This window comes from Streptomyces sp. B1866, assembly GCF_031932565.1.
In the GTDB taxonomy this organism is placed as follows: domain Bacteria; phylum Actinomycetota; class Actinomycetes; order Streptomycetales; family Streptomycetaceae; genus Streptomyces.
In genome coordinates this window covers 1-22,770 of record NZ_JAVSCF010000055.1, presented here as the reverse complement: position 1 = coordinate 22,770, position 22,770 = coordinate 1, and the positions used below count along the sequence as shown (strand labels likewise).

Below are 22,770 nucleotides of genomic sequence, written 5' to 3'. Positions count from 1 at the left end.
CGGGCGGCGGGCACCCGGCCGCTGCCCGCCGGGCCTACTGATGCCAGGAGCGCCACAGCGCGGCGTACGCCCCGCCCGCCGCCACCAGCTCGTCGTGACTGCCCAGCTCGCTGACCCGCCCGTCCTCCACGACCGCGATCAGGTCGGCGTCGTGCGCGGTGTGCAGCCGGTGCGCGATGGCCACCACGGTCCGCCCCTCAAGCAGCCGGGCCAGGGACCGCTCCAGGTGCCGGGCCGCCCGCGGGTCCAGCAGCGAGGTGGCCTCGTCCAGGACCAGCGCGTGCGGGTCGGCCAGGACCAGCCGGGCCAGCGCCACCTGCTGGGCCTGAGCCGGGGTCAGCGCCAGCCCGCCCGAGCCCACCTCCGTGTCCAGGCCGTCCCCCAGAGCCCGCGCCCAGCCGTCCGCGTGCACCGCGGCGAGCGCCGCCCACAGGTCGGTGTCGGCGGCGGACGGCCGGGCCAGCAGCAGGTTGTCGCGCAGCGAGCCCACGAAGACGTGGTGCTCCTGGTTGACCAGCGCGATGTGCTCCCGCACCGCCTCCGTCGGCATCCGCGCCAGCTCCGCCCCGCCCAGCGTCACCCGGCCCGTGCGGGGCGGGTAGATGCCGGCCAGCAGTCGGCCGAGCGTGGACTTGCCGGCGCCGGACGGTCCGACCAGCGCCAGCCGGGTGCCCGGCCGGACCCGCAGGGACACCTCGTGCAGCACGTCGCCTCCGGCCCCGTAGGCGAACCGCACCTCGTCCGCCCGCAGCTCCCGCCCGTCGGGCGATACCCGGCCGTCCGCCGCCTCCAGCTCGATCTCCCGGACGCCGACCAGCCGGGCCAGCGACACCTGGGCCGACTGGAGCTCGTCGTACCAGGTCAGGATCAGGCCGACCGGCTCCACCAGCATCTGGGCCAGCAGCACGCCGGTGGTCAGCTCGCCCACAGTCATCCAGCCGTGGATCACGAAGTACCCGCCGATCACCAGCGCGGAGCCGGTGATGAGGGTGAAGGACGCGTTGATCGCGGGGAACAGCACGGTGCGCAGCCAGAGGGTGTACCGCTCCCAGGCGGTCCAGTCCCGGACGCGCCGCTCGGTCAGGGCCGTGCGCCGTGCGCCCAGCCGGTGTGCCTCCACGGTCCGCGCCGCGTCGACGGACTCGGTGATCGACGCGCCCACCGCCGCGTAGCCGGCGGCCTCCGCCCGGTAGGCGCCCGGCGCCCGGCGGAAGTACCACAGGCACGCGGGGACGAGCACCGGCAGGGCGACCAGCACGGCGAGCCCGAGCGGCGGGGCGGTGACGACGAGCGCCGCGATCAGCATCGCGGTCCACACCACGGCGATCGTCATCTCCGGCACGGCCTCGCGCATCGCCTCGGCCAGCCGGTCGACGTCCGTGGTGATCCGCGACAGCAGGTCGCCGGATCCGGCCCGCTCCAGCACGCCGGGCGGCAGCCGCACGGACCGCACCAGGAAGTCCTCCCGCAGGTCGGCCAGCATCCGCTCGCCCAGCATGGCGCCGCGCAGCCGCAGCAGCCGTACGAGCCCGGCCTGCGCGGCCAGCGCCACGGCGAACAGTGCCACCGTCCGCCCGATGTGCAGGTCGTCCTCGCCCCGCGCCAGGCGGTCGACCAGCTCGCCGAGCAGGCCGGGACCGGCCATCGACGCGACGACGGCGCCCGCGTTCACCGCGATCAGCACGGCGAAGGCCGGCCAGTGCCGCCGCAGCAGCTCGCGCACGTAGCCGCGCACGGTCGCGGGCGTGGCGACGGGCAGGGTGGTGACCGACTCCGGCGCGGCCGGGTCGTAGGACGGGGGCGGGACGCCGATCATGCCGACTCCTCGATCTGCTGTCCGGTCTGTCCGGCGGTCCGCTTCCCCGCCCCGGCCCGGCCGGCCGCGGCCCCGGAACCGGCGCCCGGCGGCCCACCGCCGTGGCCGGCCGCGTCCGCGCGGCCGGCCGGCCACCGCTGCGCCGGGTCGGTCTCGCGGCTGACGGTCGCCCGGTACGCCGGTTCGGCGCGCAGCAGCGTGCGGTGCGTTCCGGCCGCCGCCACGCTGCCCTCGTGTACGAACACCACCCGGTCGGCGCGGTCGAGCAGCAGCGGGCTGGCCGTGAAGACCACCGTCGTCCGCCCCGCCCGCAGGCCGCGCAGGCCGTCGGCGATCCGCGCCTCGGTGTACGAGTCGACCGCGGACGTGGGCTCGTCCAGCACCAGCACCCCGGGGTCGGCCAGCAGCGAGCGGGCCAGCGCCAGCCGCTGCCGCTGGCCTCCGGACAGCGACCGGCCGCGCTCGGTGATCCGGGCCCGCAGCGGATCCGCCGCGGCCCCGTCGTCCGCCGACGCCCGTGCCAGCGCCTCCAGCACGTCGCCGCACTGCGCCGCCTCCAGGGCCTCGGCCACCGTCACGGCGCCGGAGCGGGGGATGTCGAACAGGTCCGTGAGGGTGCCCGACAGCAGCACCGGGTCCTTGTCCTGCACGAGCACGGCGGCGCGCGCCGCGGCCAGCGGCACGTCGTCCAGGGCCACCCCGCCCAGCAGCGGCGAGGGTGCGGCGCCGGCCTCCCCGGCGGCCGCGCCGCCCGTCGTCACGTGCCCGCCGAGCCGCTCGGCCAGCCGTCCGGCCGCGTCCGGGTCGCCGCACACCACCGCGGTCAGTCGCCCGGCGGGCGCGACCAGGCCGGTCAGCGGGTCGTGCAGGTCGCCGCCGAGCCGCTCGCCGTCCGCGGTGCCGCCGTCGGGTTCCGCCGTGGGGTGGCCGAGGGAGAGCACGCGCGCCACGCGCTGGGCCGAGGGCTGGGCGAAGGAGTAGGCCGAGGCGATCTGCTCGAAGTGCTGCAAGGGCATCAGCAGGAAGGTGATCGCGCTGTAGACGGTGACCAGTTCGCCCACCTCGATGCGGCCCTCCCGGGCGAGCACCCCGCCGTACCAGACCACGCCGATGAGCAGCAGGCCCGGCAGCGCGACCTGTAGGGCCGCGATCGACGCCCACGTGCGCGCGCCGCGCACCGCGGCGGCCCGCACCTCCTGGGACGCCGTGCGGTAGCGGGCCAGGAACAGCTCCTCGCCGCCGATGCCGCGCAGCACCCGCAGGCCGGCCACGGTGTCCGAGGCGAGTTCGGTGGCGCGCCCCGCCTTCTCCCGCTGCGCCTCGGCCCGCCGGGCGGCCCGCGGCATCAGCGGCAGGACGCCCAGGGCCAGGGCGGGCACTCCGGCCGCCACCACCACGCCGAGCGCGGGCTGGTAGACGACCAGGGCCACGCAGGTGGCCAGGGTGGTGACCGCCGCGGCCGTGAACCGCGGCAGCGCCTCGGCGAAGTGGCTGATCGTGTCCACGTCGCTGGTGGCCACGGTCGCCAGCTCTCCCTTGGGCACCCGGCCGGGCAGCGCCGCGCCGAGGCGGGCCGCCTGGCGCGCCAGGAGCTGCTGCACGCGCGCGGCGGTCATGACCCAGTTGGCGACCGACGCGCGGTGCGTCATGGTCTCGCCGAGCGCGGTGAAGACGGTGAGCGCCGCCATCAGGCCGCCGGCCAGTGCCAGCCGCCCGTCGGAGCGGTCCACGACGGCCTGTACGCCCATGCCGATGGCGACCGGAAGGGACACCAGGGCGCCCATCTGGACCAGTCCCCACAGCCCCGCCGCGGCCTGCCAGCTCCACTGCCGTCTGCCCAGCCACAGCAGAAAGCGGAGGCCCGATCGGGTGTCGGGCCGGCCGGGGTCGGCGAACGGAAGATCACTGATCTGCATGACGTCCCAGGGTCAGGAGGCTGACGGAGCGAACGGAGGCGTCCGGAGGCGGCGGCGTCCGGAGACAAGGGGGTGGCAGGGAAAGGGGGCTGGAGCAGGAGAGAACGGACTGCGGTGGTCGGCGCAGGCCGTGAAAAGTTCACCCTGCGGGCACCGGTGAATCAACCGGTTTTACGGCCCGGCCCGGCGGGACACGCCGCGCGTCCGCACGCCGCGCGCCCTCGGGTGGGACGATGGGGCGCATGCCCGCCCGCCGCACGACGCTCCCGCGGGCGGCCGTCCCGGCCGCCGCCGCCCTCGCCGCCGCCCTGGCGCTCCTGACCGCCTGCGGCGGCGCCCACCGCACCCACGGCGCGGGCGCGTCGCAGGTCCGCCGCCCGGCGCACGCCTCCGCACCCGCGTCCGGCCCGGGCGCGCCGCCGGGCGTGGGCAGCCGCCTGCGCTCCCGGATCCCCGCGGCGTCGCGGCAGGTGGTGGCCGTCTACGGGGAGGACGCCGATGCCGCCGGCTCGACCGTCGTGTTCTACACCCGGCGGGGCGGTCGGTGGCACGCGGAGCACCGCTGGCCGGCGCACAACGGCCGGCGCGGCTGGACGGCCGACCACCACGAGGGCGACCTGCGCAGCCCCGTGGGAGTGTTCACGCTCAGCGACGCGGGCGGGGTGCTGCCCGACCCCGGCTCCCGGCTGCCGTACACCCCGAGCGCGGCGTTCGCCGCGCCGCGCACCTGGTCCCGCAGCCACTGGCACGACTTCGACTACGTCGTGGCCATCGACTACAACCGCGTCCGCGGCACCTCCCCGCTCGACCCGACCCGGCCCGCGGGCCGGCGCAAGGGCGGCGGCATCTGGCTGCACGTGGACCACCGCGGCGGCACCTCCGGCTGCGTGAGCCTGCCCGCGTCGGGCATGGCCTACCTGCTGCGTGCCCTCGATCCGGCCCGGCACCCGGTGATCGTCATGGGGGACCGGGCCGCCCTGGCCGCCTGACCCCGCCCGGCGGCCTCACGCGCCGGTGCCCTCCCGCGTCGGCGCCGGCCGCTCCGGGCCGGCCGCGCCGACGTGCGCCGCCGGCGGCACGGGTCCACCCTGGACTTCGGCCCCCGCGCGCCGGCGAGACGACGGCCGCCGTCGGCGCGGGCCGCGGAACGGGCCGGGCCCGGCGAGCGGAAGGGGAAGGGCATGCGGGTGGGCGTACTCACCGGCGGCGGCGACTGCCCCGGCCTGAACGCGGTGATCCGCAGCGTGGTGCGCAAGGGCGCGCAGGAGTACGACTGGGTCTTCGCCGGGTTCAAGGACGGCTGGCGCGGCGTGCTCCAGAACCGGACGGTCCCGCTGGACGTGCCCGCGGTGCGCGGCATCCTGCCGCGCGGCGGCACCATCCTGGGCTCCTCCCGCACCAACCCCCTCAAGACCGAGGACGGCCTCGACCGTGTCCGGCGCACCCTCGCGGACAACAAGGTCGACGCCCTGGTGGTGATCGGCGGCGAGGACACGCTGGGCGTGGCCGCCGCCCTCGCGGAGCAGGGCATCCGGGTGGTGGGCGTGCCCAAGACCATCGACAACGACGTCGCGGGCACCGACTACACCTTCGGCTTCGACACCGCCGTCAACATCGCCACCGAGGCCGTCGACCGGCTGCACACCACCGCCGAGTCCCACATGCGCACCCTCGTCGTGGAGGTCATGGGCCGGCACTCCGGCTGGATCGCCCTGCACGCGGGCGTGGCGGGCGGCGCCAACGCGATCCTCATCCCCGAGATCGAGTTCGACCTCGACCAGGTCTGCGCCTGGGCGGAGAGCCGTTTCCGGATCAACTACGCGCCGATCGTGGTGGTGGCCGAGGGCGCGACGCCCAAGGCCGGTCAGATGGTGCTCAAGGACGAGTCCGTGGACGAGTTCGGGCACGTGCGCCTGTCCGGCATCGGCGAGTGGCTGGCCCGGCAGATCGCGGCCCGCACCGGCCACTCCGCCCGTACGACGGTGCTCGGGCACGTGCAGCGCGGCGGTACCCCCAGCGCGTACGACCGCTGGCTGGCCACCCGGTTCGGCCTGCACGCCGCCGCCGCGGTCCACGACGGCGACTTCGGCGTCATGACGGCGCTGCGCGGCACCCGGATCGTACGGGTGCCGCTCGCCGAGGCGACGGCGACGACCAAGAAGGTCGACCCGGCCCTCTACCAGGAGTTCGGGGTCTTCTTCGGCTGAGCGCCCAGACCCCGCACGCCCCCACACCGGGCCGGGCCCCGCGGCGGTCGGCTACGCCTGGCCGGCCGGCCGGATGTCGGAGATCAGCCGGGTGGCCAGGTCCGACCGTACGGACAGGTAGGTGTGGACGGGGTGGCCGGGCTCGCCCGAGGACAGCCGGACCCGGGTCCACACGCGTCCCATGGCGCTGTCCTCGTAGGCGACCTCCCAGCTCGTGGGCACCTGGCGGGTGCGCAGCACGCCGTCGACGCCCCCGTGGTCGCGTTCCCAGACCACCAGCCGGTGGCGGAAACCGGCCGTCAGGTAGTGGCGGCGCAGGTCCTGGGCGAGCCGGCCGCGCCCGGAGTCGTGCAGCGCGTCGAGGTAGGCGCCGAAGAAGTCGGCGACCCGGTCGGCCGCCGACCCGGTGCTTCCGCCCCGGACCCCCGACGGCGCGTCGTCGCGGCCCGCCGGACGGCCCGGCGCGCCGACCGTGGCGCCTGCGGCGGGGGCGGCCACGGCCATGGTCAGCAGTGCGGCGGCGGTGGTGGCGGTGCGGCGGGCGCTGTGCGCACGTGACATGATCTGTCTCCCTGTTCCGGTCCCGGTCTCCCGAGTCGACGGCCTGCGATCGGTGGGCTGTGGTCGCCGTGTCACCCTCAGTACAGCCCGCCGGGTGCCCCGGAACGCAGAGTCCAAGCAGCCCGGGGCCCGGGGCCGGACGGCCCCCGGGGCCCGGGCCGGCCGGGGAAGAGCCGCCGGTGGCGTCAGGCCAGTTCCGGATGGCCGAACAACTCGGCGTAGGCGGACGGCAGCTGACTGATCAGCTTGTTCGTCTCGCCGCCGGTCACCTGGTCGGCCAGGGTGCTGAGCACCGCCCGCGCGTGCCCCTCGGCCGCCTGCTCGTCGGCGCCGGTGGCGTCCGCGACCCGGGAGACGAACTCCCGCACGCCCCAGGTGTGCGGCGCCGCCTCCGCGTCGTTGATCTTCTCGGCCAGCGGGGCGGGCAGCTGGTCGGCCAGGTGTCCGGCCGGTTCGGGGGCCAGCCGCTCGCCCAGGGTGGTGATCACCGCCTCGGTGACGCGCTGGGCCTCGTCCGGGTCGTACCCGCCGCGGTCGCGCACCGCGGCCAGGAAGTCTCCGTACGACATGGGGTTCCCTCCCGTGTTCTTCGTCGGCGTGTTCTTCGTCGGGCGTGTTGTTCGTCGGGTTGCGGATGCCAGTCGGTCAGATCGGTCCGGTCGGTCGCAGGGCTTCAGGTGACGGGACGGCGCGGTGCCGGCCGCGGCGCCGGCGCCCGGCCCGCGCGGACGTCCGTCAGCGCGGGGCCAGCGCGCCGCGCACGATGCCGATCACCTCCTCGTCGGTCACCTGGCGGAAGTCCTCGTACCACTCGCCGACCGAGCGGAAGGCCTCCGGGTGGTGCAGGCACACCACCTCGTCCACCTCCGGGTCGACCACGGTGGCGGCCTCCTGGGAGCACACCGGCACGGCGAGCACGATCCGCCCGGGCCGGCGCCGCCGCAGCGTGCGCAGGGCGGCCCGCGCGGTGACGCCCGTGGCCAGACCGTCGTCGACGACGACCACCGCGCGGTCGCGCACGTCCGAGGGCGGACGGCCGCGCCGGTAGAGGTATTCGCGCCGGTGCAGTTCGTTGCGCTCCCGGGCGACCTCCGGCGAGAGCTGGTCGGGGGTCAGGTCCAGCAGGGCCAGCGCCCGCTCGTCGTACAGCGGCGGGTCCTCGCCGGCCAGGGCGCCCACGCCCAGCTCCGGGTTGAACGGGGCGCCGATCCTGCGTGCGAGAAGCACGTCCAGCGGCGCGTGCAGGGCCCGCGCGACCTCGTCCGCCACCAGCGCGCCGCCGCGCGGCAGCGCGAGCACCACCGGACACCCCAGGCGGCCGGCCTCCTTCACCTCGCGCAGCCGCTCGCCGAGCCGCTGCCCGGCGTCCCTGCGATCGTGGAACAGCATGGTCACTCGTGCTCCTCTCACTTCCCGCCGCGGCTCCCGCGACGCCCCCGTGACGCCCGGCCGGGCGCCGGCGCCCGGCCGGGCGTCACGGCGGCGGGGCGCTCGCCGCCGCCATCCGCGTGAACCACTCGCGCGCCGCGGCGGCGGCCTGGTCCAGGGTCCCGGGCTCGGCGAACAGGTGGGTCGCGCCCGGCACGACGTACACCGAGTGCGGTCCGGCCAGCCGCGCGGCGGCCGCGTCGTTCAGCCGCAGGACCTCGTGGTCCTCGCCGCCCACCACCAGCAGCACCGGGACGCGCACCCGCTCCAGGTCGTCCCCGGCCAGGTCCGGCCGGCCTCCGCGGGAGACCACCGCCCGCACCAGGTCCGGCCGCCGCGCCGCCGCCGCCAGCGCCGCCGCCGCGCCCGTACTGGCGCCGAACAGGCCCACCGGCAGCCGGGAGGTGGCCGGCTGCCCGGCGAGCCAGTCGACCGCGGCCACCAGCCGCCGGCCCAGCAGCGGGATGTCGAACCGGTGCTCCGCGGTGACCGCGTCCACCCGCTCCTCGTCCTCGGTGAGCAGGTCGAACAGCAGGGTGGCCAGGCCCGCCTGGTGCAGCGCCCCGGCCACCGCGCGGTTGCGCGGGCTGCGCCGCGAGCTGCCGCTGCCGTGTGCGAAGGCCACCACGCCCCGCGGGTCCTCGGGCACCACCAGGTCTCCGGCGAGCGCCGCCCCGGCCGCGGGCACGGTCACGCCGGCCGTCTGGGAACGCATGGGCCACCTCCTGCCCTGCCGGTACGGCTGCCCGGCTCCCGGCCCGTGGGTACCCGCCCGGCCCGGGCCTATGCGGACACCCGCCGCCGGGATACCCACGCCCGGGATACCCACGCCCGGGATACCCACGCCCGGGATACCCACGCCCGGGATACCCGCCGCGGGGACGGCCGCCCCCGGGATGCCCACGCGGCCCGCCGCGCCGGTGACCGCGGCCGCGGCCCGCCCGGGCCCGTCCCCGCCGCTGCGGCGGCCCGCGCAACCGTGCGGGCGACCGGGGCGCGGCCGGCCGGGTGACGCGGCGTTTGACACCCCCGGCCACGGGTACTGGCCCGCCCCCTGGCCATCGAGAGGACGACGGCAGTGCCGCACACCCCCCAGGCCCGACCGCGCCGGTGGCTCGGGCGCGCCGTCGTGCGCTGGACGACGACGACCGACCACAAGGTGATCGGCAACCTGTACATGGTCACCGCCTTCGGCTTCTTCCTGGTCGCGGGCGTGCTGGCGATGCTGATGCGGGCCGAGCTGGCCCGCCCCGGCCTACAGGTCGTGGACGCCCACCAGTACAACCAGCTCTTCACCATCCACGGCACCGTCATGATGCTGCTCTTCGCGACGCCGATGTTCGCCGGCTTCGCCAACGCGATCATGCCCTTGCAGATCGGCGCGCCCGACGTCGCCTTCCCGCGGCTGAACGCCCTGTCGTACTGGATGTTCCTCTTCGGCGGGCTGATGGTGCTGGCCGGTTTCCTCACCCCGGGCGGCGCGGCCTCGTTCGGCTGGTTCGCCTACGCCCCGCTGAACGGCGAGGTGCGCAGCCCGGGCGCGGGCGGCGACCTGTGGGCCATGGGCCTGGCGGTGGCCGGGGTGGGCACCACGCTGGGCGCGGTCAACTTCATCACGACCATCCTGTGCCTGCGCGCGCCGGGCATGACGATGTTCCGGATGCCGATCTTCACCTGGAACATCCTGTTCACCTCGATCCTGGTGCTGCCCGCCTTCCCGGTGCTGACCGCCGCGCTGCTGGCGCTGGAGGCCGACCGGAAGTTCGGCGCCCACGTCTTCGACGCGGCCAACGGCGGAGCGATCCTGTGGCAGCACCTGTTCTGGTTCTTCGGCCACCCGGAGGTCTACATCGTGGCCCTGCCGTTCTTCGGCGTGGTCAGCGAGATCGTGCCGGTCTTCAGCCGCAAGCCGCTGTTCGGCTACGTGACCCTGGTCGGGGCGACCATCGCCATCACCATGCTGTCCGCCGTGGTGTGGGCCCACCACATGTTCGCCACCGGCGCGGTGCTGCTGCCGTTCTTCTCGCTGGCGTCCTTCCTCATCGCCGTCCCGACCGGGGTCAAGTTCTTCAACTGGACCGGCACGATGCTGCGCGGCTCGCTGTCGTTCGAGACGCCGATGCTGTGGGCCACCGGCTTCCTGGTCACCTTCCTGCTGGGCGGCCTGAGCGGCGTGCTGATCGCCTCGCCGCCGCTGGACTTCCACCTCACGGACTCGTACTTCATCGTGGCCCACCTGCACTACGTGCTGTTCGGCACGGTGGTCTTCGCCATGTTCGGCGGCTTCTACTTCTGGTGGCCGAAGTTCACCGGCAGGCGGCTGGACGAACGGCTGGGCAGGATCCACTTCTGGACGCTGTTCGCCGGGTTCCAGTCCACCTTCCTGGTGCAGCACTGGCTCGGCGAGGCGGGCATGCCGCGCCGCTACGCCGACTACCTGGCCTCGGACGGCTTCACGGTGCTCAACACGGTGTCGTCGATCGGCGCGTTCCTGCTGGGCCTGTCCACCCTGCCGTTCCTGTACAACGTCTGGCGGACCGCCCGGTACGGCGAGAAGGTCGAGGTGGACGACCCGTGGGGGTTCGGCCGCTCGCTGGAGTGGGCCACCTCCTGCCCGCCGCCCCGGCACAACTTCACCGCCCTGCCGCGCATCCGCTCCGAGTCGCCCGCCTTCGACCTGCACCACCCCGCGCACGGCCAGGAACGCCGGAGCCCGGTGTGAGGACCGAGGCGCGCCTGTTCACCGGCGTGGCCGCGTTCTTCGGCGCGGCCGCGGGCTGCTACGGCCCGCTGTCCGGCGACCCCGCGGGCACCGCGGCCCTGGTCGTCGCCTTCCTCATGGCCGCGCTCGTGGCCTTCTTCCTGCACGTGCAGTACCGCAAGCGGGGCCGGCGGCCGCAGGACCGGCCCGGGGCGGACGTCGCCGACGGCGCGGGGCCGCTGGAGTTCATGCCGCCGAGCAGCCCGTGGCCGGTGGTGACCGCCGCGGGCTTCGCGCTGGCGGGCGGGGGTGTGGTCTACGGGCTGTGGCTGTTCCTCATCGGCGCCGGCGTGCTCGCGGCGGGCGTGCTCGGGCTCGTCTTCCAGTACGCGGCCCGGCTGCCGCCCGGCGCTGGTGAGCCCGACGGCCCGTCGGAGACCGGGAGCCGGGCCGCGCCGCCCGGCCGGGGCTGAGCCCGGCCGCCGGCGCGACGCCGCCAGCGCCCGGTCCGGTCCGTACGCCCCTACGGGTCCCCGCACCCCCGGCGTCAGCGGTGCGGGTCGGGGCAGGCGGACAGCTGGTCCAGCAGGTCGCCGAGCACGTCGCGCTGCCGCCCGTCCAGGGGGGCCAGGATGTCCTCGGCTGCCGCCCGGCGCGCGTCCCGCAGCGCGCGCAGCGTCGACCGCCCGGCGTCCGTCAGCTCCACGCGGACCACCCGGCGGTTGGCCGGGTCGGGCGCCCGGCGCACCGAGCCGTGCGCCTCCAGCGCGTCCACCAGCGTCGTCACCGCGCGCGGCACGACCTCCAGCCGCTGCGCGAGGTCCGCCATGCGCGGCGGCTGGTCGTAGTGGGCGACCGTGCGCAGCAGGCGGGACTGGGCGGGGGTGATCCCCAGCGGCTCCATGTGCCGCCGCTGGGCGCGGTGCAGCCGCCGGGTCAGCCACAGCAGCTGCTCGGCGAGGCGGCCGGAGGCGCCCGGCGCGTCGGACGTATCGGTCGTCTCGGGGGGCACGGACATGATCGCAGCGTATCAGGACACAGTCCATTGTGGATATAGGTAACAATGACCTATGCTCTGAACGCCCGGCCCGGCGGCCCGCACCCGGCCGCGCCACCGGGCCGCGCCCCGTCCCGCCCGCCGCCCGCGGCGGTGAGCGGACGGCCGATCAGCCGACCAGCCTCCGGAAGGAGCCCATGCACCACGACGAGAACACCTGGAGTCCCCAGGGCCCGCGCTCGCCGCTGAGCCCGAAGTCCGATCCCGAACGCCCCGTCGACGTACGCCGCGTGCTGCGCCTGTTCACCCCCTACCGCGGCCGCCTGGCCGTCGTCGGCCTGCTGGTCGCGGCCTCCGCGCTGGTCTCGGTCGCCTCCCCGTTCCTGCTGCGGGCGATCCTGGACCGCGCCATCCCCGAGGGCCGCACCGGGCTGCTGACCTGGCTTGCCCTGGGCATGGTCGCCGCCGCCGTCGTGAACAGCGTCTTCGGCGTGCTCCAGACGCTGATCTCCACCACCGTCGGCCAGCGGGTCATGCACGACCTGCGCACCGCCGTCTACGACCGGCTCCAGCGCATGCCGCTGGCCTTCTTCACCCGCACCCGCACCGGCGAGGTGCAGTCCCGGATAGCCAACGACATCGGCGGCATGCAGGCCACCGTGACCTCCACCGCCACCTCGCTGGTCTCCAACCTGACCGGCGTCGTCGCCACCGTCGTCGCCATGCTCGCCCTCGACTGGCGGCTGACCGCGGTGTCCCTGGTCCTGCTGCCGCTGTTCGTCTGGATCAGCCGGCGGGTCGGCCGCGAGCGCAAGAAGATCACCGCCCAGCGCCAGAGGCAGATGGCGGCCATGGCCGCGACGGTCACCGAGTCGCTGTCGGTCAGCGGCATCCTGCTCGGCCGCACCATGGGCCGGTCGGACTCGCTGACCCGGGACTTCTCCGCCCAGTCGGAGCGTCTGGTCGGCCTGGAGGTACGCGCCAACATGGCCGGGCGGTGGCGGATGTCCACCATCGGCGTCGTCATGGCGGCCATGCCCGCCGTCATCTACTGGACGGCCGGCATGGCGCTGCGCACCGGCGGCGCCGCCGTGTCCCTCGGCACGATCGTCGCCTTCGTCTCCCTCCAGCAGGGACTGTTCCGGCCCACGGTCAGCCTGCTGTCCACCGGTGTGCAGATGCAGGCCTCGCTCGCCCTCTTCCAGCGCATCTTCGAATACCTCGACCTGCCCGTCGACATCGCCGAGCCCGCCAGGCCGGTGCGGCTGGAGACGGTGCGCGGCGAGGTCCGCTTCGAGGCCGTCGACTTCGGCTACGAGCGGCCCGCCCCCGGCGCGCCCGCCGAGAGCGCGGCGCCGACGCTGCGCGGCATCGACCTGACCGTGCCCGCCGGCGGCAGCCTGGCGGTCGTCGGGCCGACCGGTTCGGGCAAGACCACCCTGAGCTACCTGGTGCCCCGGCTGTACGACGTGACCGGCGGGCGGGTGCTGATCGACGGGGTCGACGTCCGGGACCTGGACTTCGACACCCTCGCCCGCGCGGTCGGCGTCGTCGCCCAGGAGACGTACCTCTTCCACGCCTCCGTCGCCGAGAACCTGCGCTTCGCCCGGCCCGCCGCGACCGACGAGGAACTGGTGGCCGCGGCCCGCGCCGCCCAGATCCACGACCACATCGCGTCCCTGCCCGACGGCTACGACACGCTCGTGGGCGAGCGCGGCTACCGCTTCTCCGGCGGCGAGAAGCAGCGCCTGGCCATCGCCCGGACGATCCTGCGCGACCCGCCGATCCTCATCCTGGACGAGGCGACCAGCGCCCTGGACACCCGCACCGAGCAGGCCGTGCAGCGGGCCATCGACGCCCTGTCCGCGGGCCGCACCACCATCACCATCGCCCACCGGCTGTCCACCGTGCGCGACGCCGACCAGATCGTCGTGCTCGACGGCGGCCGCGTGGCCGAGCAGGGCACCCACGACACGCTCATGGCGCAGGGCGGCCGGTACGCGGCGCTGGTGCGGCGCGACGCCCGGCTCTCGGCCGCCCCGGTCGCGTGACCGGGCCCGCGGCGCCACGCCGCCGGCGCGGCGGGCTACCGTGCCGGGCATGAGCGGCGAGAGTGGCCTGCGGGAGCGCAAGCGGCAGCGGATGTACCGGACGATCTCCGAGGCGGCGATCGCCCTCTTCCTGGAGCACGGGTTCGACCGGGTGTCCGTGGCCGACGTCGCGGCCGCGGCCGAGGTGTCCAAGCCCACCCTGTTCCGCTACTTCCCGGCCAAGGAGGACCTGGCGCTGCACCGGCTCGCCGACCACGAGGCAGAGGCGGGCCGGGTGGTGGCGGGCCGGGCCCCGGGCCGGTCGCCGCTGGACGCGCTGCACCGGCACCTGGTCGCCGGGCTCGACCGGCGCGACCCGGTCACCGGGCTGAACGACGAGCCGGACGTCCTCGCCTTCCACCGGCTGCTGTACGGCACGCCCAGCCTGGTGGCCCGCCTGTTCGCGTACACCGGCAGGTCCGAGGAGGCGCTGGCCCGGGCCCTGGCGGCGAGCGGCGGGCCGACGGGCCCGGACGACCTGGTGGCGCGGCTCGCCGCCGCCCAGGTCGTCGCCACCCAGCGCGTCCTGGCCCTGGAGAACTGGCGGCGGATCGCGGCGGGCGCGGCGGCGGACGACGTCCACCCGGACGCGGTGGCCGCCGCCGACCGGGCGTTCGCGATGCTGCGGGCGGGCCTGGCGCCGTACGCCTGAGGGTCCGCGACCGGACTGGATTCCGTTACTCGGTTACAAGTTTTACCGAGTATCGATTATGCTGCCCGTGCCGGTGGCCGCCGGCCGCGGCAGGGGAGCGGCCGGGAGGAACACCACCGGCCGGCCACGAGGGACAGCACACATGACGGCAGCCGACCACGCCCGACCGGACATCCGCGAGCACCCGCGCGACACGCAGCAGCCACGGCACCCCGGCGACCCGGACCGCCTCGGCGGCGAACTCGCCCGCGAGCGCGCCTACCACGACGTCTGCCGCGCGGCGATGACCGCCATGGTCCGGGGCGCGGCCCGCCAGGTCACCGCCGGAGAGGACGTCTCCGGCGACGGCGCGAGCGCCGAGGCCCTGGGCCGCTACCTGCGCACCAACGCCAAGGTGCTGGCCGAGGAGCCCGACACGCCGCTGTTCTTCGGCCGCCTCGACTTCGACGACGCGCCCGCCGCCGGCGACCACCGCGGCCAGCGCTACCACATCGGCCGCCGCCGCATCGTCGAGCACCCGGCCGCGCCGCCCCTGGTGGTCGACTGGCGCGCCCCGGTCTCCCGCGCCTTCTACCAGGCCCGCCCGGGCGACCCGCGGGGCGTGGCCGTCCGCCGCCGCTTCGGCTGGGCCCCCTTCAGCCGCGGCGACTCCCGGGACCTGACCAGCCTGGAGGACGAGCCCCTGGCCGACGGCGAGCCGGCGCCGCGGGCGGGCCGCGGCCGCATCCTCACCCGCGAGATCGAACGCCCCCGGGTCGGGCCGATGCGCGACATCGCCGCCACCATCCAGCCCGAGCAGGACGACCTCGTCCGCGCCGGGCCGGACCGCTCGATCTGCGTGCAGGGCGCGCCCGGCACCGGCAAGACCGCCGTCGGCCTGCACCGGGCCGCGTACCTGCTGTACACCCACCCCGAGCGCATGGCGCGCGGCGGCGGCCTGCTCGTCCTCGGCCCGGGCCCCGCCTTCCTGCGCTACATCGCCGAGGTGCTGCCCGCCCTCGGCGAGGTGGGCGTCCGGCAGTGCACGGTGGACGACGAGATCGCCCGCCACCCGGTGCGCGGCGCCGACACCGACGCCGCCGCGGCCGTCAAGCACGACGCCCGCATGGCCGCGGTCCTGCACCGCGCCCTGTACGGCCGGGTGCGGCCGCCGGACGGGCCGCTCGCCGTCCCCGACGGCTCCTACCGCTGGCGCGTACCCGTGGAGGACCTGGCGCACGTCGTCGCCGGCGTCCGCGCGGAGGCCCCGCCGTACGCGGTCGGGCGCGAGCGCGTGCGGTCCCGGGCCGTGGCCCTCGTCCAGCGCCAGGCCGAGCGCCGGGCCGGACCGCCCACCCGGGAGTGGCTGCGGCGCATGGAGCGCTCCCGGGCCGTGTCCGCGTTCGTGGACGCCGTGTGGCCCGCCGTGCGCCCCGAGGAGGTCGTCGCCTCCCTGCTCGGCGACGCCCGGGCCCTGGAGGCCGCCGCCGACGGCCTGCTGACCGACCGGGAGCGCGCGGCCCTGCTGTGGCCCAGGCCTCCGCGGTCGTACCGCGGCGCCCGCTGGTCGGCGGCGGACCTGCTGCTGCTGGACGAGGTGGCCGGACTCCTCGAACGGCTCCCGGGCTACGGGCACGTCGTGGTGGACGAGGCGCAGGACCTCTCCCCGATGCAGTGCCGGGCGATCGCCCGGCGCGCCGGCTTCGGCTCGCTGACCGTCCTGGGCGACCTCGCCCAGGGCACCACCCCGTGGGCGGCCCGCGACTGGCGTGAGCAGTTGGCGCACCTCGGCGCGCCCGAGGCCACCGTCGTGCCGCTGACCACCGGTTTCCGCGTCCCGAGCGCCGTCGTGGCCGCCGCCAACCGGCTGCTGCCCGCCCTCGGCGTCGACGTGCCCTGTGCGCGCTCGCTGCGCGGCGGCGGGCGCCTCACGGTCCGCGCCGTGGACCGGCCGGCCGCGGCCGCCGTCGAGGCGGTGCGGGCGGCGCTGGCACACGAGGGCTCCGTCGCGGTCATCGCCGCCGGACCGGACGCGGAACGCGCCCGCGCCGCCCTCGCCGCGGCGGGCGTCGCGACCGCCGCCGCCGGCGAGGCCGACCCGGCGGCCCGCGTCACGGTGCTGCCCGCCGCGCTCGCCAAGGGCCTGGAGTTCGACCACGTCGTGGTGGTCGAGCCCGCGGCCATCGTCGCGGCCGAACCCCGCGGCACGCACCGGCTGTACGTCGTCCTCACCCGCGCGGTGTCCCGGCTCGACATCCTCCACCGCCTGCCCCTGCCCGAGGGCCTGGCGCCCGCCCGGGTACGATGACCCCGCGAGCCGCGGCTCCGGGACGGCTCCGCCGCAGGCCCGGCGCGCACGGCGCGGCGCGGGACACACGGGACGGCACGGGAAGCGGGGAAGTCGACAGCCTTGGCCCACCCACGGATTCCGGTCGTCCTCGTCACGGGCTTCCTCGGCTCCGGAAAGACCACGCTGCTCAACCACCTGCTGCGCGGCGGCACCGACACCCGGATCGGCGTCATCGTCAACGACTTCGGCAGCGTCAACATCGACGCCCTGACGGTCGTCGGCCAGGTCGACGCGATGATCCCGATCGAGAACGGCTGCCTGTGCTGCGCCGCCGACGCCTCCGAACTGGACGAGATGCTCCGGCGGCTCACCGACCCCGCCGCCCGCATCGACGTCGTCGTGGTCGAGGCGAGCGGCCTGGCCGAGCCGCCCAGCATGATCCGTACGCTGCTCACCAGCTCCGACGCCCGCGTCCTGTACGGCGGCCTGGTGCAGGTCGTGGACGCCGCGGAGTTCCGCGCCACCCGCGAGCGGCACCCCGAGCTCGACCGGCACCTGCGCGCCGCCGACGTGGTCGTGGTCAACAAGGCCGACCGCGTGGCCGAGGCGGGCTTGCGGGAGGTGCTGGAGACCGTCCGGCGGCTGAGCCCCGGCACGCCGGTGGTGGCGGCCCGACACGGCCGCGTCGACCCGGACTTCCTGTTCGACCGGCCCCGCCGCGCGCCCGGCGACTCGCGCTACCGCCAGCTGTCCCTCGCCGACCTGTGCGCGCCGGAGGACGGCCACGACCACGGCGCCCACCTGCACGCCGCCTACCAGAGCCTGGCGTTCGACAGCGACCGGCCCCTGCACCCGCGCCGGCTGCTGGAGTTCTTCGAGACCAGGCCCGACGGCCTGTACCGGGTCAAGGGCTTCGTCCGCCTCGCCGGAGACGCGCGGACGTTCGCGGTGCACGCCGTCGGCTCGTTCCTGCGCTTCCAGCCCCGCCCGCCCGTCCCCGGCGAGCCGGACACCACCCGCCTGGTGCTCATCGGCACCGGGCTGGACGCCGACGCCCTCACCCGGCGCCTGGCGGCCTGCGCCGAACCCGCGCCGGAGACGGTGGACGCGCGGGAACTGCTGGGCGTGCTGCGCTTCGTACGGGACGAGGGCGGCGCGGCGGACGGCGGGCCGCGGGCCGCGCCCGACGACCTGGACGCCGACGACCTGGACGCCGACGACCTCGACCCGGACGACCTCGTGCCCGAGCCGGCGGACTGACGCCGCTCCGGCGCGGTGCGGCGCCGGGACGGCCGTCCGGCCGCGCGGCACCGGCCCGTACCCTGGCCCGAGCCCACCGGCCGGCGACCACACGCCGCGCGCACCCGAATCCGACTCGCCCACGGGATCATCAGGCTGAGGCATGGACACCCCCCACGACTGGATCACCACGCCCATCACCGCCGACCTGCTGCGCGGCGCCCTCGACCTGGAGCGCACCGCGCACGGCCTGCTGCCGCACCGGCTGCCCGCGCGGGCCCGCGCGCAGTGCGCCGACGGGCAGCTCGCCATGGCCGAGTCCCAGCCCTCCGGCGTACGGCTGGTCTTCCGCACCCGGGCCACCGCCGTCGAACTGGACACGCTGCCCACCAAGCGGGTCTACCCCGGTACCCCGCCCCGCCCGGACGGCGTGTACGAGCTGCTGGTCGACGGCCGTCCGGCCGGCCGGGACACCGTGCCCGGCGGCAACACCGTGACCATCGACATGGCCGCCGGCACCGTGGAGAAGCGGCCCGGCCCGGCCGGCACCCTGCGCTTCACCGGCCTGCCCGGCGGCGAGAAGGACGTCGAGATCTGGCTCCCGCACGACGAGACCACCGAACTCGTCGCCCTGCGCACCGACGCCCCCGTCGCGCCCGCGCCGGCCTCGGGCCGCGCCGTGTGGCTGCACCACGGCAGCTCCATCAGCCACGGCTCCGGCGCCGCCGGCCCCACCGCCACCTGGCCCGCGCTCGCCGCGCTCCGCAGCGGCGTGGACCTGGTCAACCTCGGCCTGAGCGGCAGCGCCCTGCTCGACCCGTTCACCGCCCGCGCCCTGCGCGACACCCCCGCCGACCTGATCAGCCTCAAGATCGGCATCAACCTGGTCAACACCGACCTGATGCGGCTGCGCGCCTTCGGCCCCGCCGTCCACGGCTTCCTCGACACCGTCCGCGAGGGCCACCCCGCCGTGCCGCTGCTGGTCGTCTCGCCCCTGCTGTGCCCCATGCACGAGGACACGCCCGGTCCCACCGCCACCGACCTCGCCGCGCTCGGCGCCGGGCGGCTGCTCTTCCGCGCCGCGGGCGACCCGGCGGAGCGGGCGAGCGGGAAGCTGACCCTGCGCGTCATCCGGGAGGAGCTGGCGCGGATCGTGCGGCAGCGGGCCGTCGAGGACCCGAACCTGCACTACCTCGACGGCCGCGACCTGTACGGCGAGGCCGACGCCGCCGAACTGCCGCTGCCCGACCGGCTCCACCCGGACGCCGCCACCCACCGCCGCGTCGGCGAACGCTTCGCCCGGCTGGTCTTCACCGCCGGCGGCCCCTTCGCCGCCCGCGGCGCCTGACCCCGCGGCGACCCTTGCCCGCGCCCGGCCGAAGGCGGCGCGCGGCCGGTCTCAGCCGGACAGCGTCCGGTAGAAGGCCACATGCCGCTCGGCGGCCGCCCGCCAGGTGTGCCGGGCGGCCAGCTCCCGGCCCGCCGCCCGCCGCGCGGGATCGGGCCCGGCCAGCGCCCGGGCCAGCCCGTCGGCGAGCGCCGCCGGGGTGGCGGCGAAGCCGGCGGCGGGGCCGAAGACCTCGCGCAGCACCGGCAGGTCCCGTACGACCAGGGGGACGCCCGCCGCCAGGGCCTCCATCGCCGCCAGGCCGAAGCCCTCCTTGACGGACGGGAAGGCGAACGCGCCGGCGGCGGCGACCAGCGCGGGCAGCGCGTCGTCGGCCACCGGGCCCAGCACCACCGGCTCGGCGCCCAGCTCGGCGGCGCGCGCCTCCCAGCGGGCCCGGTAGTCGCGGTAGTCGAACAGCGTCTCGCCGCCCGCGACCACCAGCCGCACCGCCGGGCTCCCCGCGGGCCCGGGCATCCGCGCGCGCAGCAGCGCGAACGCCTCCAGCAGGTCCAGCGAACCCTTGCGCGGCTCGATGCCGCCGACGGTGAGCACGTACCGCCCCAGGCCCTCCCGCCACCGCCGCTGCCCCGCCGTGTCCCGCGCGGCGGCGGCGAACCGCTCGTAGGCCACGCCGTTGGGGATGACGTGCGCCTCGATGCCCCAGCCGGCGGCGAGTTCGGCGGCCACCGCGCGGGAGACGCACAGGTGCGCGTACGGCGCGGTCAGCGCCCGCTCGTGGCAGGCGGCCAGCTCCGGGGTGGTGAAGTGGTCGATGTGGTGGACGGTGCGCACGCACCGGCCCGCGGCGTTGGCGCTGATGCAGTCCTGGGCGTGCACGATGTCGTAGGCGGGCGTGTCCGGCCGGTGGAAGGCGTCGCGCAGGACGGCGATCGAGCGCAGCACGCGCGCGCCGGTGGTTTCGCCCGGCACGTCGGGAAACGGCACGACGCGCTGCCGCACCGCGGGGTCCACCGGGCGGAAGAACCCCGCGTCGCCGCCCCGGCCCAGCGTCCACACGGTGACGTCCTGCCCGGCCGCGGCCAGCGCCTCGGCCAGGGCGAGGGTGTGCACGACGCCGCCGCGCGGCTTGGTGGAGTAGCTGAGCAGGGCGACCGACAGGCGCTGCGCCCCGTCCTGCCCCCGGCTCACGCCGACCCCCGGTAGGCGGCCGGGCGGCGCTCGCCGAGGTGGCGCAGCACGCGCCGGGCGCGTTCGATCTCGGCGGCGACGTCCACCTCGGCGACGGCCAGGCCCGCCTTGGACCAGGTACGGGCCAGGATGTCGCCGCCCGGGCCGACCACCTTGGCCTGCCCCAGGAAGCGCATGCCGCCCATCGCACCGGTCTGGTTGGAGGAGGCGAGGACGACCTGGTTCTCCGCGGCCCGCGCCTGGTCGTACAGGTCGAACAGCCGGGCCTGGCGGTCCTGCGCCATGCGCGGCGCCCGGTTGGTGATGCTGGTCGGCCAGGCGGACAGGCACGCCAGGATCTGCGCCCCGTCCAGGGCGAGGCTGCGGGCGGACTCCGGGAAGGTCTTGTCGTAGTCGATGAGCATGCCCACGCGTCCCACCGGCGTGTCGAAGGCGTCGAACCGGTCGCCGGGCGCGTACGCGGCGGTCTCGCCCGCGGGCAGGTGCACCTTGCGGTGGCGGCCCAGGACGCCGTCGCCGCTGACGCACACCGCGGCGTTGTACCGCTCGGCGCCGCCGTCCTCGCAGTAGCCGACGCACACCACCATCTCGGCCGCGAGCGCCGCGACCTTCCCGATCAGCGGGTCGTCCGGCTCCAGCGCGGGCGGCAGCGCCTCCGGGTCGGGGTGCCGCAGGTCGGCGAGGTAGCCGCCGAGGGCGGCGTCCGGCAGCACCAGCAGCCGGGCGCCCTCCCTGCGGGCGTCGGCGATCAGCTTGGCCACCCGTCCCAGGCCGAACTCCAGATCGCGGCCGAAGTGCGCGGCCGCGGCCGCGATCCTGATCGTGCTCATGCTCTGACTGCTCCCGCGGGGTACGTGTACGCGTCGGGCCGCCGGTCGCGCAGGTGCCCCATGGCGCGGCGCGCGGTCTCCAGGGCCTGCGCCACGTCGAGTTCGGCGACGGCGGTGCCGGCCGCGACCCCGGTCTCGGCGAGGACGTCGCCGCCCGGGCCGACGACCTTGGCGCTGCCGACGAAGCGTAGCGACCCGAAGGCGCCCGACTGGTTGGCCGACACCCACACCATCTGGTTCTCCAGCGCCCGGGCCCGGTCGAACAGGTCGAAGCGGTGCTTCCAGCGGTCCTCGGCCAGGTCCGGCGCCGCGTTCGTGCGGGCCGCGGGCCAGGCGGAGACGCACACCCCGATCTCGGCGCCGTCCAGGGCCAGCGCCCGGGCGGACTCCGGGAACGCCTTGTCGTAGCAGATCATCATGCCGATCCGGCCCACGGGCGTGTCGAAGGCGCGGAAGCCGTCGCCCGAGGCGTAGCTGGCGTCCTCGCCCAGCGGCTGGTGGACCTTGCGGTGGTTGCCCAGCACGCCGTCGCCGGTCACGCACACCGCGCTGTTGTAGCGCCGCTCGGCCCCGCCGGGGCCGTCGGCGGCCTCGCAGTAACCGGCGATCACGGTCATCTCGCGGGCGAGGGCCGCCAGCCGGCGGATCTCGGGCCCGTCGAGCGCGAGCGCGGGCGGCCCCGGGTCCGCGGCTTCTGCCGCCCCGTCCGCGGCGCGGTCGAGGCTGAGCAGGTAGCCGCCCAGACACGCCTCGGGCAGCGCCAGCAGCCGTACGCCGTCGGCGCGGGCCGCGGCGACCAGCCGCTCGACGCGGGCGAAGTCCTCCTGGAGGTCGCGGCCGAACTCCGCGGCGACGGCGGCCATGCGGACGGTGCTCATCGGTCGGTCACACTCCTCGTTCGGGTGCCCGGGCGGACTGCCGCGCGGGCGAAGGGCGGGCCGCCGGGCGCGCGGGCGCGGCGGGCGCCGGTCCGTACGGTGCCAGGCGGTCCGGTGCCAGGCCGTCCGGTGCCCGGCGGAGCCGCGCCCGGCCGGTGTCCGCCGGTCACGCCGGGCCCATTCCGGTCACCGGGCCCGGGACGGCCTCGGTGACCTCCCCGTCGGGCCAGCGCAGGCCGACGCCCCGGCCCGCCGTCAGCTCCCCGCACACCGCGCTCACCGCGGGGCCGGCGGGCGGCGCGGGCGCCCCCGGCGCGTCGGCGGTGAGCATCGCGAAGCCGGGAAAGCAGGTCAGCCAGTCGCCGACCGACGCGCCGGGCGGACGCGGCACGGCGGCCACGTCCAGCACCGCGCGGCAGCCGCCGGCCTCGGCGAGCATGCCCAGGGTGCCGGCGACGCCCGCCATGGACACGTCCTTGGCCGCGGCGGGCCGGGCCGTGGGCACCGCGGCGAGCATCGCCCGCAGCTGCGGCCCGCCGCGGCGGCTGGTGGAGTCCCACTGGCGGCCCCGGTAGCCCGGCCGCCAGCTGCCCGCCACGTCGGCGGTGAGGCGGACCGCGTGCCCCGGCCTGCCGCCGCCCCCGGGC

20 protein-coding genes are annotated in these 22,770 nt (G+C 76.5%); 9 read left to right on the top strand and 11 right to left on the bottom strand.

Annotated features, from left to right (window positions below):
- Positions 1-34 precede the first annotated feature (34 nt).
- The gene (locus RKE29_RS10795) at positions 35-1,816 is read right to left on the bottom strand and encodes an ABC transporter ATP-binding protein (protein WP_312004931.1); all 1,782 of its coding nucleotides are present in this window, start codon (positions 1,814-1,816) and stop codon (positions 35-37) included.
- On the bottom strand, positions 1,813-3,732 hold the full coding sequence (locus RKE29_RS10790) for an ABC transporter ATP-binding protein (RefSeq protein ID WP_312004930.1): 1,920 nt from the start codon (positions 3,730-3,732) through the stop codon (positions 1,813-1,815). Before RKE29_RS10790 ends, RKE29_RS10795 begins: the two co-directional genes overlap by 4 nt.
- A gap of 242 nt (positions 3,733-3,974) precedes the next feature.
- Between RKE29_RS10790 and RKE29_RS10785 the strand changes: the two genes are divergently transcribed.
- Together RKE29_RS10785 and RKE29_RS10780 are read left to right on the top strand one after the other, a co-directional pair.
- Positions 3,975-4,721, top strand: coding sequence for a L,D-transpeptidase family protein (locus RKE29_RS10785; RefSeq protein ID WP_312004929.1), 747 nt, complete (start codon positions 3,975-3,977; stop codon positions 4,719-4,721).
- A 192-nt stretch (positions 4,722-4,913) separates the two neighbouring features.
- The gene (locus tag RKE29_RS10780) at positions 4,914-5,939 is read left to right on the top strand and encodes a 6-phosphofructokinase (protein WP_312004928.1); all 1,026 of its coding nucleotides are present in this window, start codon (positions 4,914-4,916) and stop codon (positions 5,937-5,939) included.
- Positions 5,940-5,990: 51 nt separating this feature from the next.
- Here the strand turns inward: RKE29_RS10780 and RKE29_RS10775 are convergent, their stop codons facing one another.
- The 4 genes from RKE29_RS10775 to RKE29_RS10760 form a co-directional block, all read right to left on the bottom strand.
- Positions 5,991-6,500 carry a hypothetical protein gene (locus RKE29_RS10775; RefSeq protein WP_312004927.1) on the bottom strand — a complete coding sequence of 170 codons (510 nt, stop codon included), beginning with the start codon at positions 6,498-6,500 and terminating at the stop codon, positions 5,991-5,993.
- Positions 6,501-6,685: 185 nt separating this feature from the next.
- The gene (locus RKE29_RS10770; RefSeq protein WP_312004926.1) at positions 6,686-7,069 is read right to left on the bottom strand and encodes a DUF2267 domain-containing protein; all 384 of its coding nucleotides are present in this window, start codon (positions 7,067-7,069) and stop codon (positions 6,686-6,688) included.
- A gap of 166 nt (positions 7,070-7,235) precedes the next feature.
- Positions 7,236-7,889, bottom strand: a complete 654-nt coding sequence (locus tag RKE29_RS10765; protein WP_312004925.1) for a phosphoribosyltransferase family protein — start codon at positions 7,887-7,889, stop codon at positions 7,236-7,238.
- An 85-nt stretch (positions 7,890-7,974) separates the two neighbouring features.
- The gene (locus RKE29_RS10760; RefSeq protein ID WP_312004924.1) at positions 7,975-8,643 is read right to left on the bottom strand and encodes a dienelactone hydrolase family protein; all 669 of its coding nucleotides are present in this window, start codon (positions 8,641-8,643) and stop codon (positions 7,975-7,977) included.
- Between the two features lie 363 nt (positions 8,644-9,006).
- On the opposite strand from RKE29_RS10760, the gene ctaD reads away from it, so the two are divergent.
- Positions 9,007-10,650, top strand: coding sequence for a cytochrome c oxidase subunit I (gene ctaD, locus RKE29_RS10755; protein WP_312004923.1), 1,644 nt, complete (start codon positions 9,007-9,009; stop codon positions 10,648-10,650).
- Positions 10,647-11,102: a cytochrome c oxidase subunit 4 gene (locus RKE29_RS10750; protein WP_312004922.1), complete on the top strand. Its 456-nt coding sequence runs from the start codon at positions 10,647-10,649 to the stop codon at positions 11,100-11,102. The genes ctaD and RKE29_RS10750 overlap by 4 nt, the downstream gene beginning before the upstream one ends.
- 74 nt (positions 11,103-11,176) lie before the next feature.
- Here RKE29_RS10750 and RKE29_RS10745 read toward each other — a convergent pair whose 3' ends face one another.
- On the bottom strand, positions 11,177-11,647 hold the full coding sequence (locus tag RKE29_RS10745; protein WP_312004921.1) for a MarR family transcriptional regulator: 471 nt from the start codon (positions 11,645-11,647) through the stop codon (positions 11,177-11,179).
- A gap of 176 nt (positions 11,648-11,823) precedes the next feature.
- Here RKE29_RS10745 and RKE29_RS10740 point away from each other — a divergent pair, with 176 nt between their 5' ends.
- The 5 genes from RKE29_RS10740 (at position 11,824) to RKE29_RS10720 (ending at position 19,224) form a co-directional block, all read left to right on the top strand.
- Positions 11,824-13,677: an ABC transporter ATP-binding protein gene (locus RKE29_RS10740; protein WP_312004920.1), complete on the top strand. Its 1,854-nt coding sequence runs from the start codon at positions 11,824-11,826 to the stop codon at positions 13,675-13,677.
- A gap of 49 nt (positions 13,678-13,726) precedes the next feature.
- On the top strand, positions 13,727-14,368 hold the full coding sequence (locus RKE29_RS10735) for a TetR family transcriptional regulator (protein ID WP_312004919.1): 642 nt from the start codon (positions 13,727-13,729) through the stop codon (positions 14,366-14,368).
- A 283-nt stretch (positions 14,369-14,651) separates the two neighbouring features.
- Complete coding sequence (locus RKE29_RS10730) at positions 14,652-16,655, top strand: AAA family ATPase (protein ID WP_312004935.1); 2,004 nt, start codon at positions 14,652-14,654, stop codon at positions 16,653-16,655.
- Between the two features lie 102 nt (positions 16,656-16,757).
- The gene (locus RKE29_RS10725; RefSeq protein WP_312004918.1) at positions 16,758-17,897 is read left to right on the top strand and encodes a GTP-binding protein; all 1,140 of its coding nucleotides are present in this window, start codon (positions 16,758-16,760) and stop codon (positions 17,895-17,897) included.
- Between the two features lie 142 nt (positions 17,898-18,039).
- A complete protein-coding gene (locus RKE29_RS10720) occupies positions 18,040-19,224 on the top strand; it encodes a GDSL-type esterase/lipase family protein (protein WP_312004917.1) in 1,185 nt (394 codons plus the stop codon).
- Between the two features lie 51 nt (positions 19,225-19,275).
- Here RKE29_RS10720 and RKE29_RS10715 read toward each other — a convergent pair whose 3' ends face one another.
- The 4 genes from RKE29_RS10715 to RKE29_RS10700 all read right to left on the bottom strand — a co-directional run.
- The gene (locus RKE29_RS10715; RefSeq protein ID WP_312004916.1) at positions 19,276-20,415 is read right to left on the bottom strand and encodes an MSMEG_0565 family glycosyltransferase; all 1,140 of its coding nucleotides are present in this window, start codon (positions 20,413-20,415) and stop codon (positions 19,276-19,278) included.
- Positions 20,412-21,245 carry a carbon-nitrogen hydrolase family protein gene (locus RKE29_RS10710; RefSeq protein ID WP_312004915.1) on the bottom strand — a complete coding sequence of 278 codons (834 nt, stop codon included), beginning with the start codon at positions 21,243-21,245 and terminating at the stop codon, positions 20,412-20,414. Before RKE29_RS10710 ends, RKE29_RS10715 begins: the two co-directional genes overlap by 4 nt.
- Positions 21,242-22,123: a carbon-nitrogen hydrolase family protein gene (locus RKE29_RS10705; RefSeq protein ID WP_312004914.1), complete on the bottom strand. Its 882-nt coding sequence runs from the start codon at positions 22,121-22,123 to the stop codon at positions 21,242-21,244. The genes RKE29_RS10710 and RKE29_RS10705 overlap by 4 nt, the downstream gene beginning before the upstream one ends.
- 166 nt (positions 22,124-22,289) lie before the next feature.
- Positions 22,290-22,770: AIR synthase-related protein (locus tag RKE29_RS10700; protein WP_312004913.1), on the bottom strand; the 481-nt coding region annotated here is incomplete at its 5' end.

Bases quoted from the DNA above. Each gene is read 5' to 3' on its own strand.
- RKE29_RS10785 (WP_312004929.1), top strand. From the start codon at position 3,975: ATGCCCGCCCGCCGCACGACGCTCCCGCGGGCGGCCGTCCCGGCCGCC.
- RKE29_RS10790 (WP_312004930.1), bottom strand. From the start codon at position 3,732: ATGCAGATCAGTGATCTTCCGTTCGCCGACCCCGGCCGGCCCGACACC.
- RKE29_RS10780 (WP_312004928.1), top strand. From the start codon at position 4,914: ATGCGGGTGGGCGTACTCACCGGCGGCGGCGACTGCCCCGGCCTGAAC.
- RKE29_RS10745 (WP_312004921.1), bottom strand. From the start codon at position 11,647: ATGTCCGTGCCCCCCGAGACGACCGATACGTCCGACGCGCCGGGCGCC.
- RKE29_RS10705 (WP_312004914.1), bottom strand. From the start codon at position 22,123: ATGAGCACCGTCCGCATGGCCGCCGTCGCCGCGGAGTTCGGCCGCGAC.
- RKE29_RS10760 (WP_312004924.1), bottom strand. From the start codon at position 8,643: ATGCGTTCCCAGACGGCCGGCGTGACCGTGCCCGCGGCCGGGGCGGCG.
- RKE29_RS10730 (WP_312004935.1), top strand. From the start codon at position 14,652: ATGACCGCCATGGTCCGGGGCGCGGCCCGCCAGGTCACCGCCGGAGAG.
- RKE29_RS10720 (WP_312004917.1), top strand. From the start codon at position 18,040: ATGGACACCCCCCACGACTGGATCACCACGCCCATCACCGCCGACCTG.
- RKE29_RS10770 (WP_312004926.1), bottom strand. From the start codon at position 7,069: ATGTCGTACGGAGACTTCCTGGCCGCGGTGCGCGACCGCGGCGGGTAC.
- RKE29_RS10710 (WP_312004915.1), bottom strand. From the start codon at position 21,245: ATGAGCACGATCAGGATCGCGGCCGCGGCCGCGCACTTCGGCCGCGAT.
- RKE29_RS10740 (WP_312004920.1), top strand. From the start codon at position 11,824: ATGCACCACGACGAGAACACCTGGAGTCCCCAGGGCCCGCGCTCGCCG.
- RKE29_RS10775 (WP_312004927.1), bottom strand. From the start codon at position 6,500: ATGTCACGTGCGCACAGCGCCCGCCGCACCGCCACCACCGCCGCCGCA.
- RKE29_RS10735 (WP_312004919.1), top strand. From the start codon at position 13,727: ATGAGCGGCGAGAGTGGCCTGCGGGAGCGCAAGCGGCAGCGGATGTAC.
- RKE29_RS10795 (WP_312004931.1), bottom strand. From the start codon at position 1,816: ATGATCGGCGTCCCGCCCCCGTCCTACGACCCGGCCGCGCCGGAGTCG.
- RKE29_RS10765 (WP_312004925.1), bottom strand. From the start codon at position 7,889: ATGCTGTTCCACGATCGCAGGGACGCCGGGCAGCGGCTCGGCGAGCGG.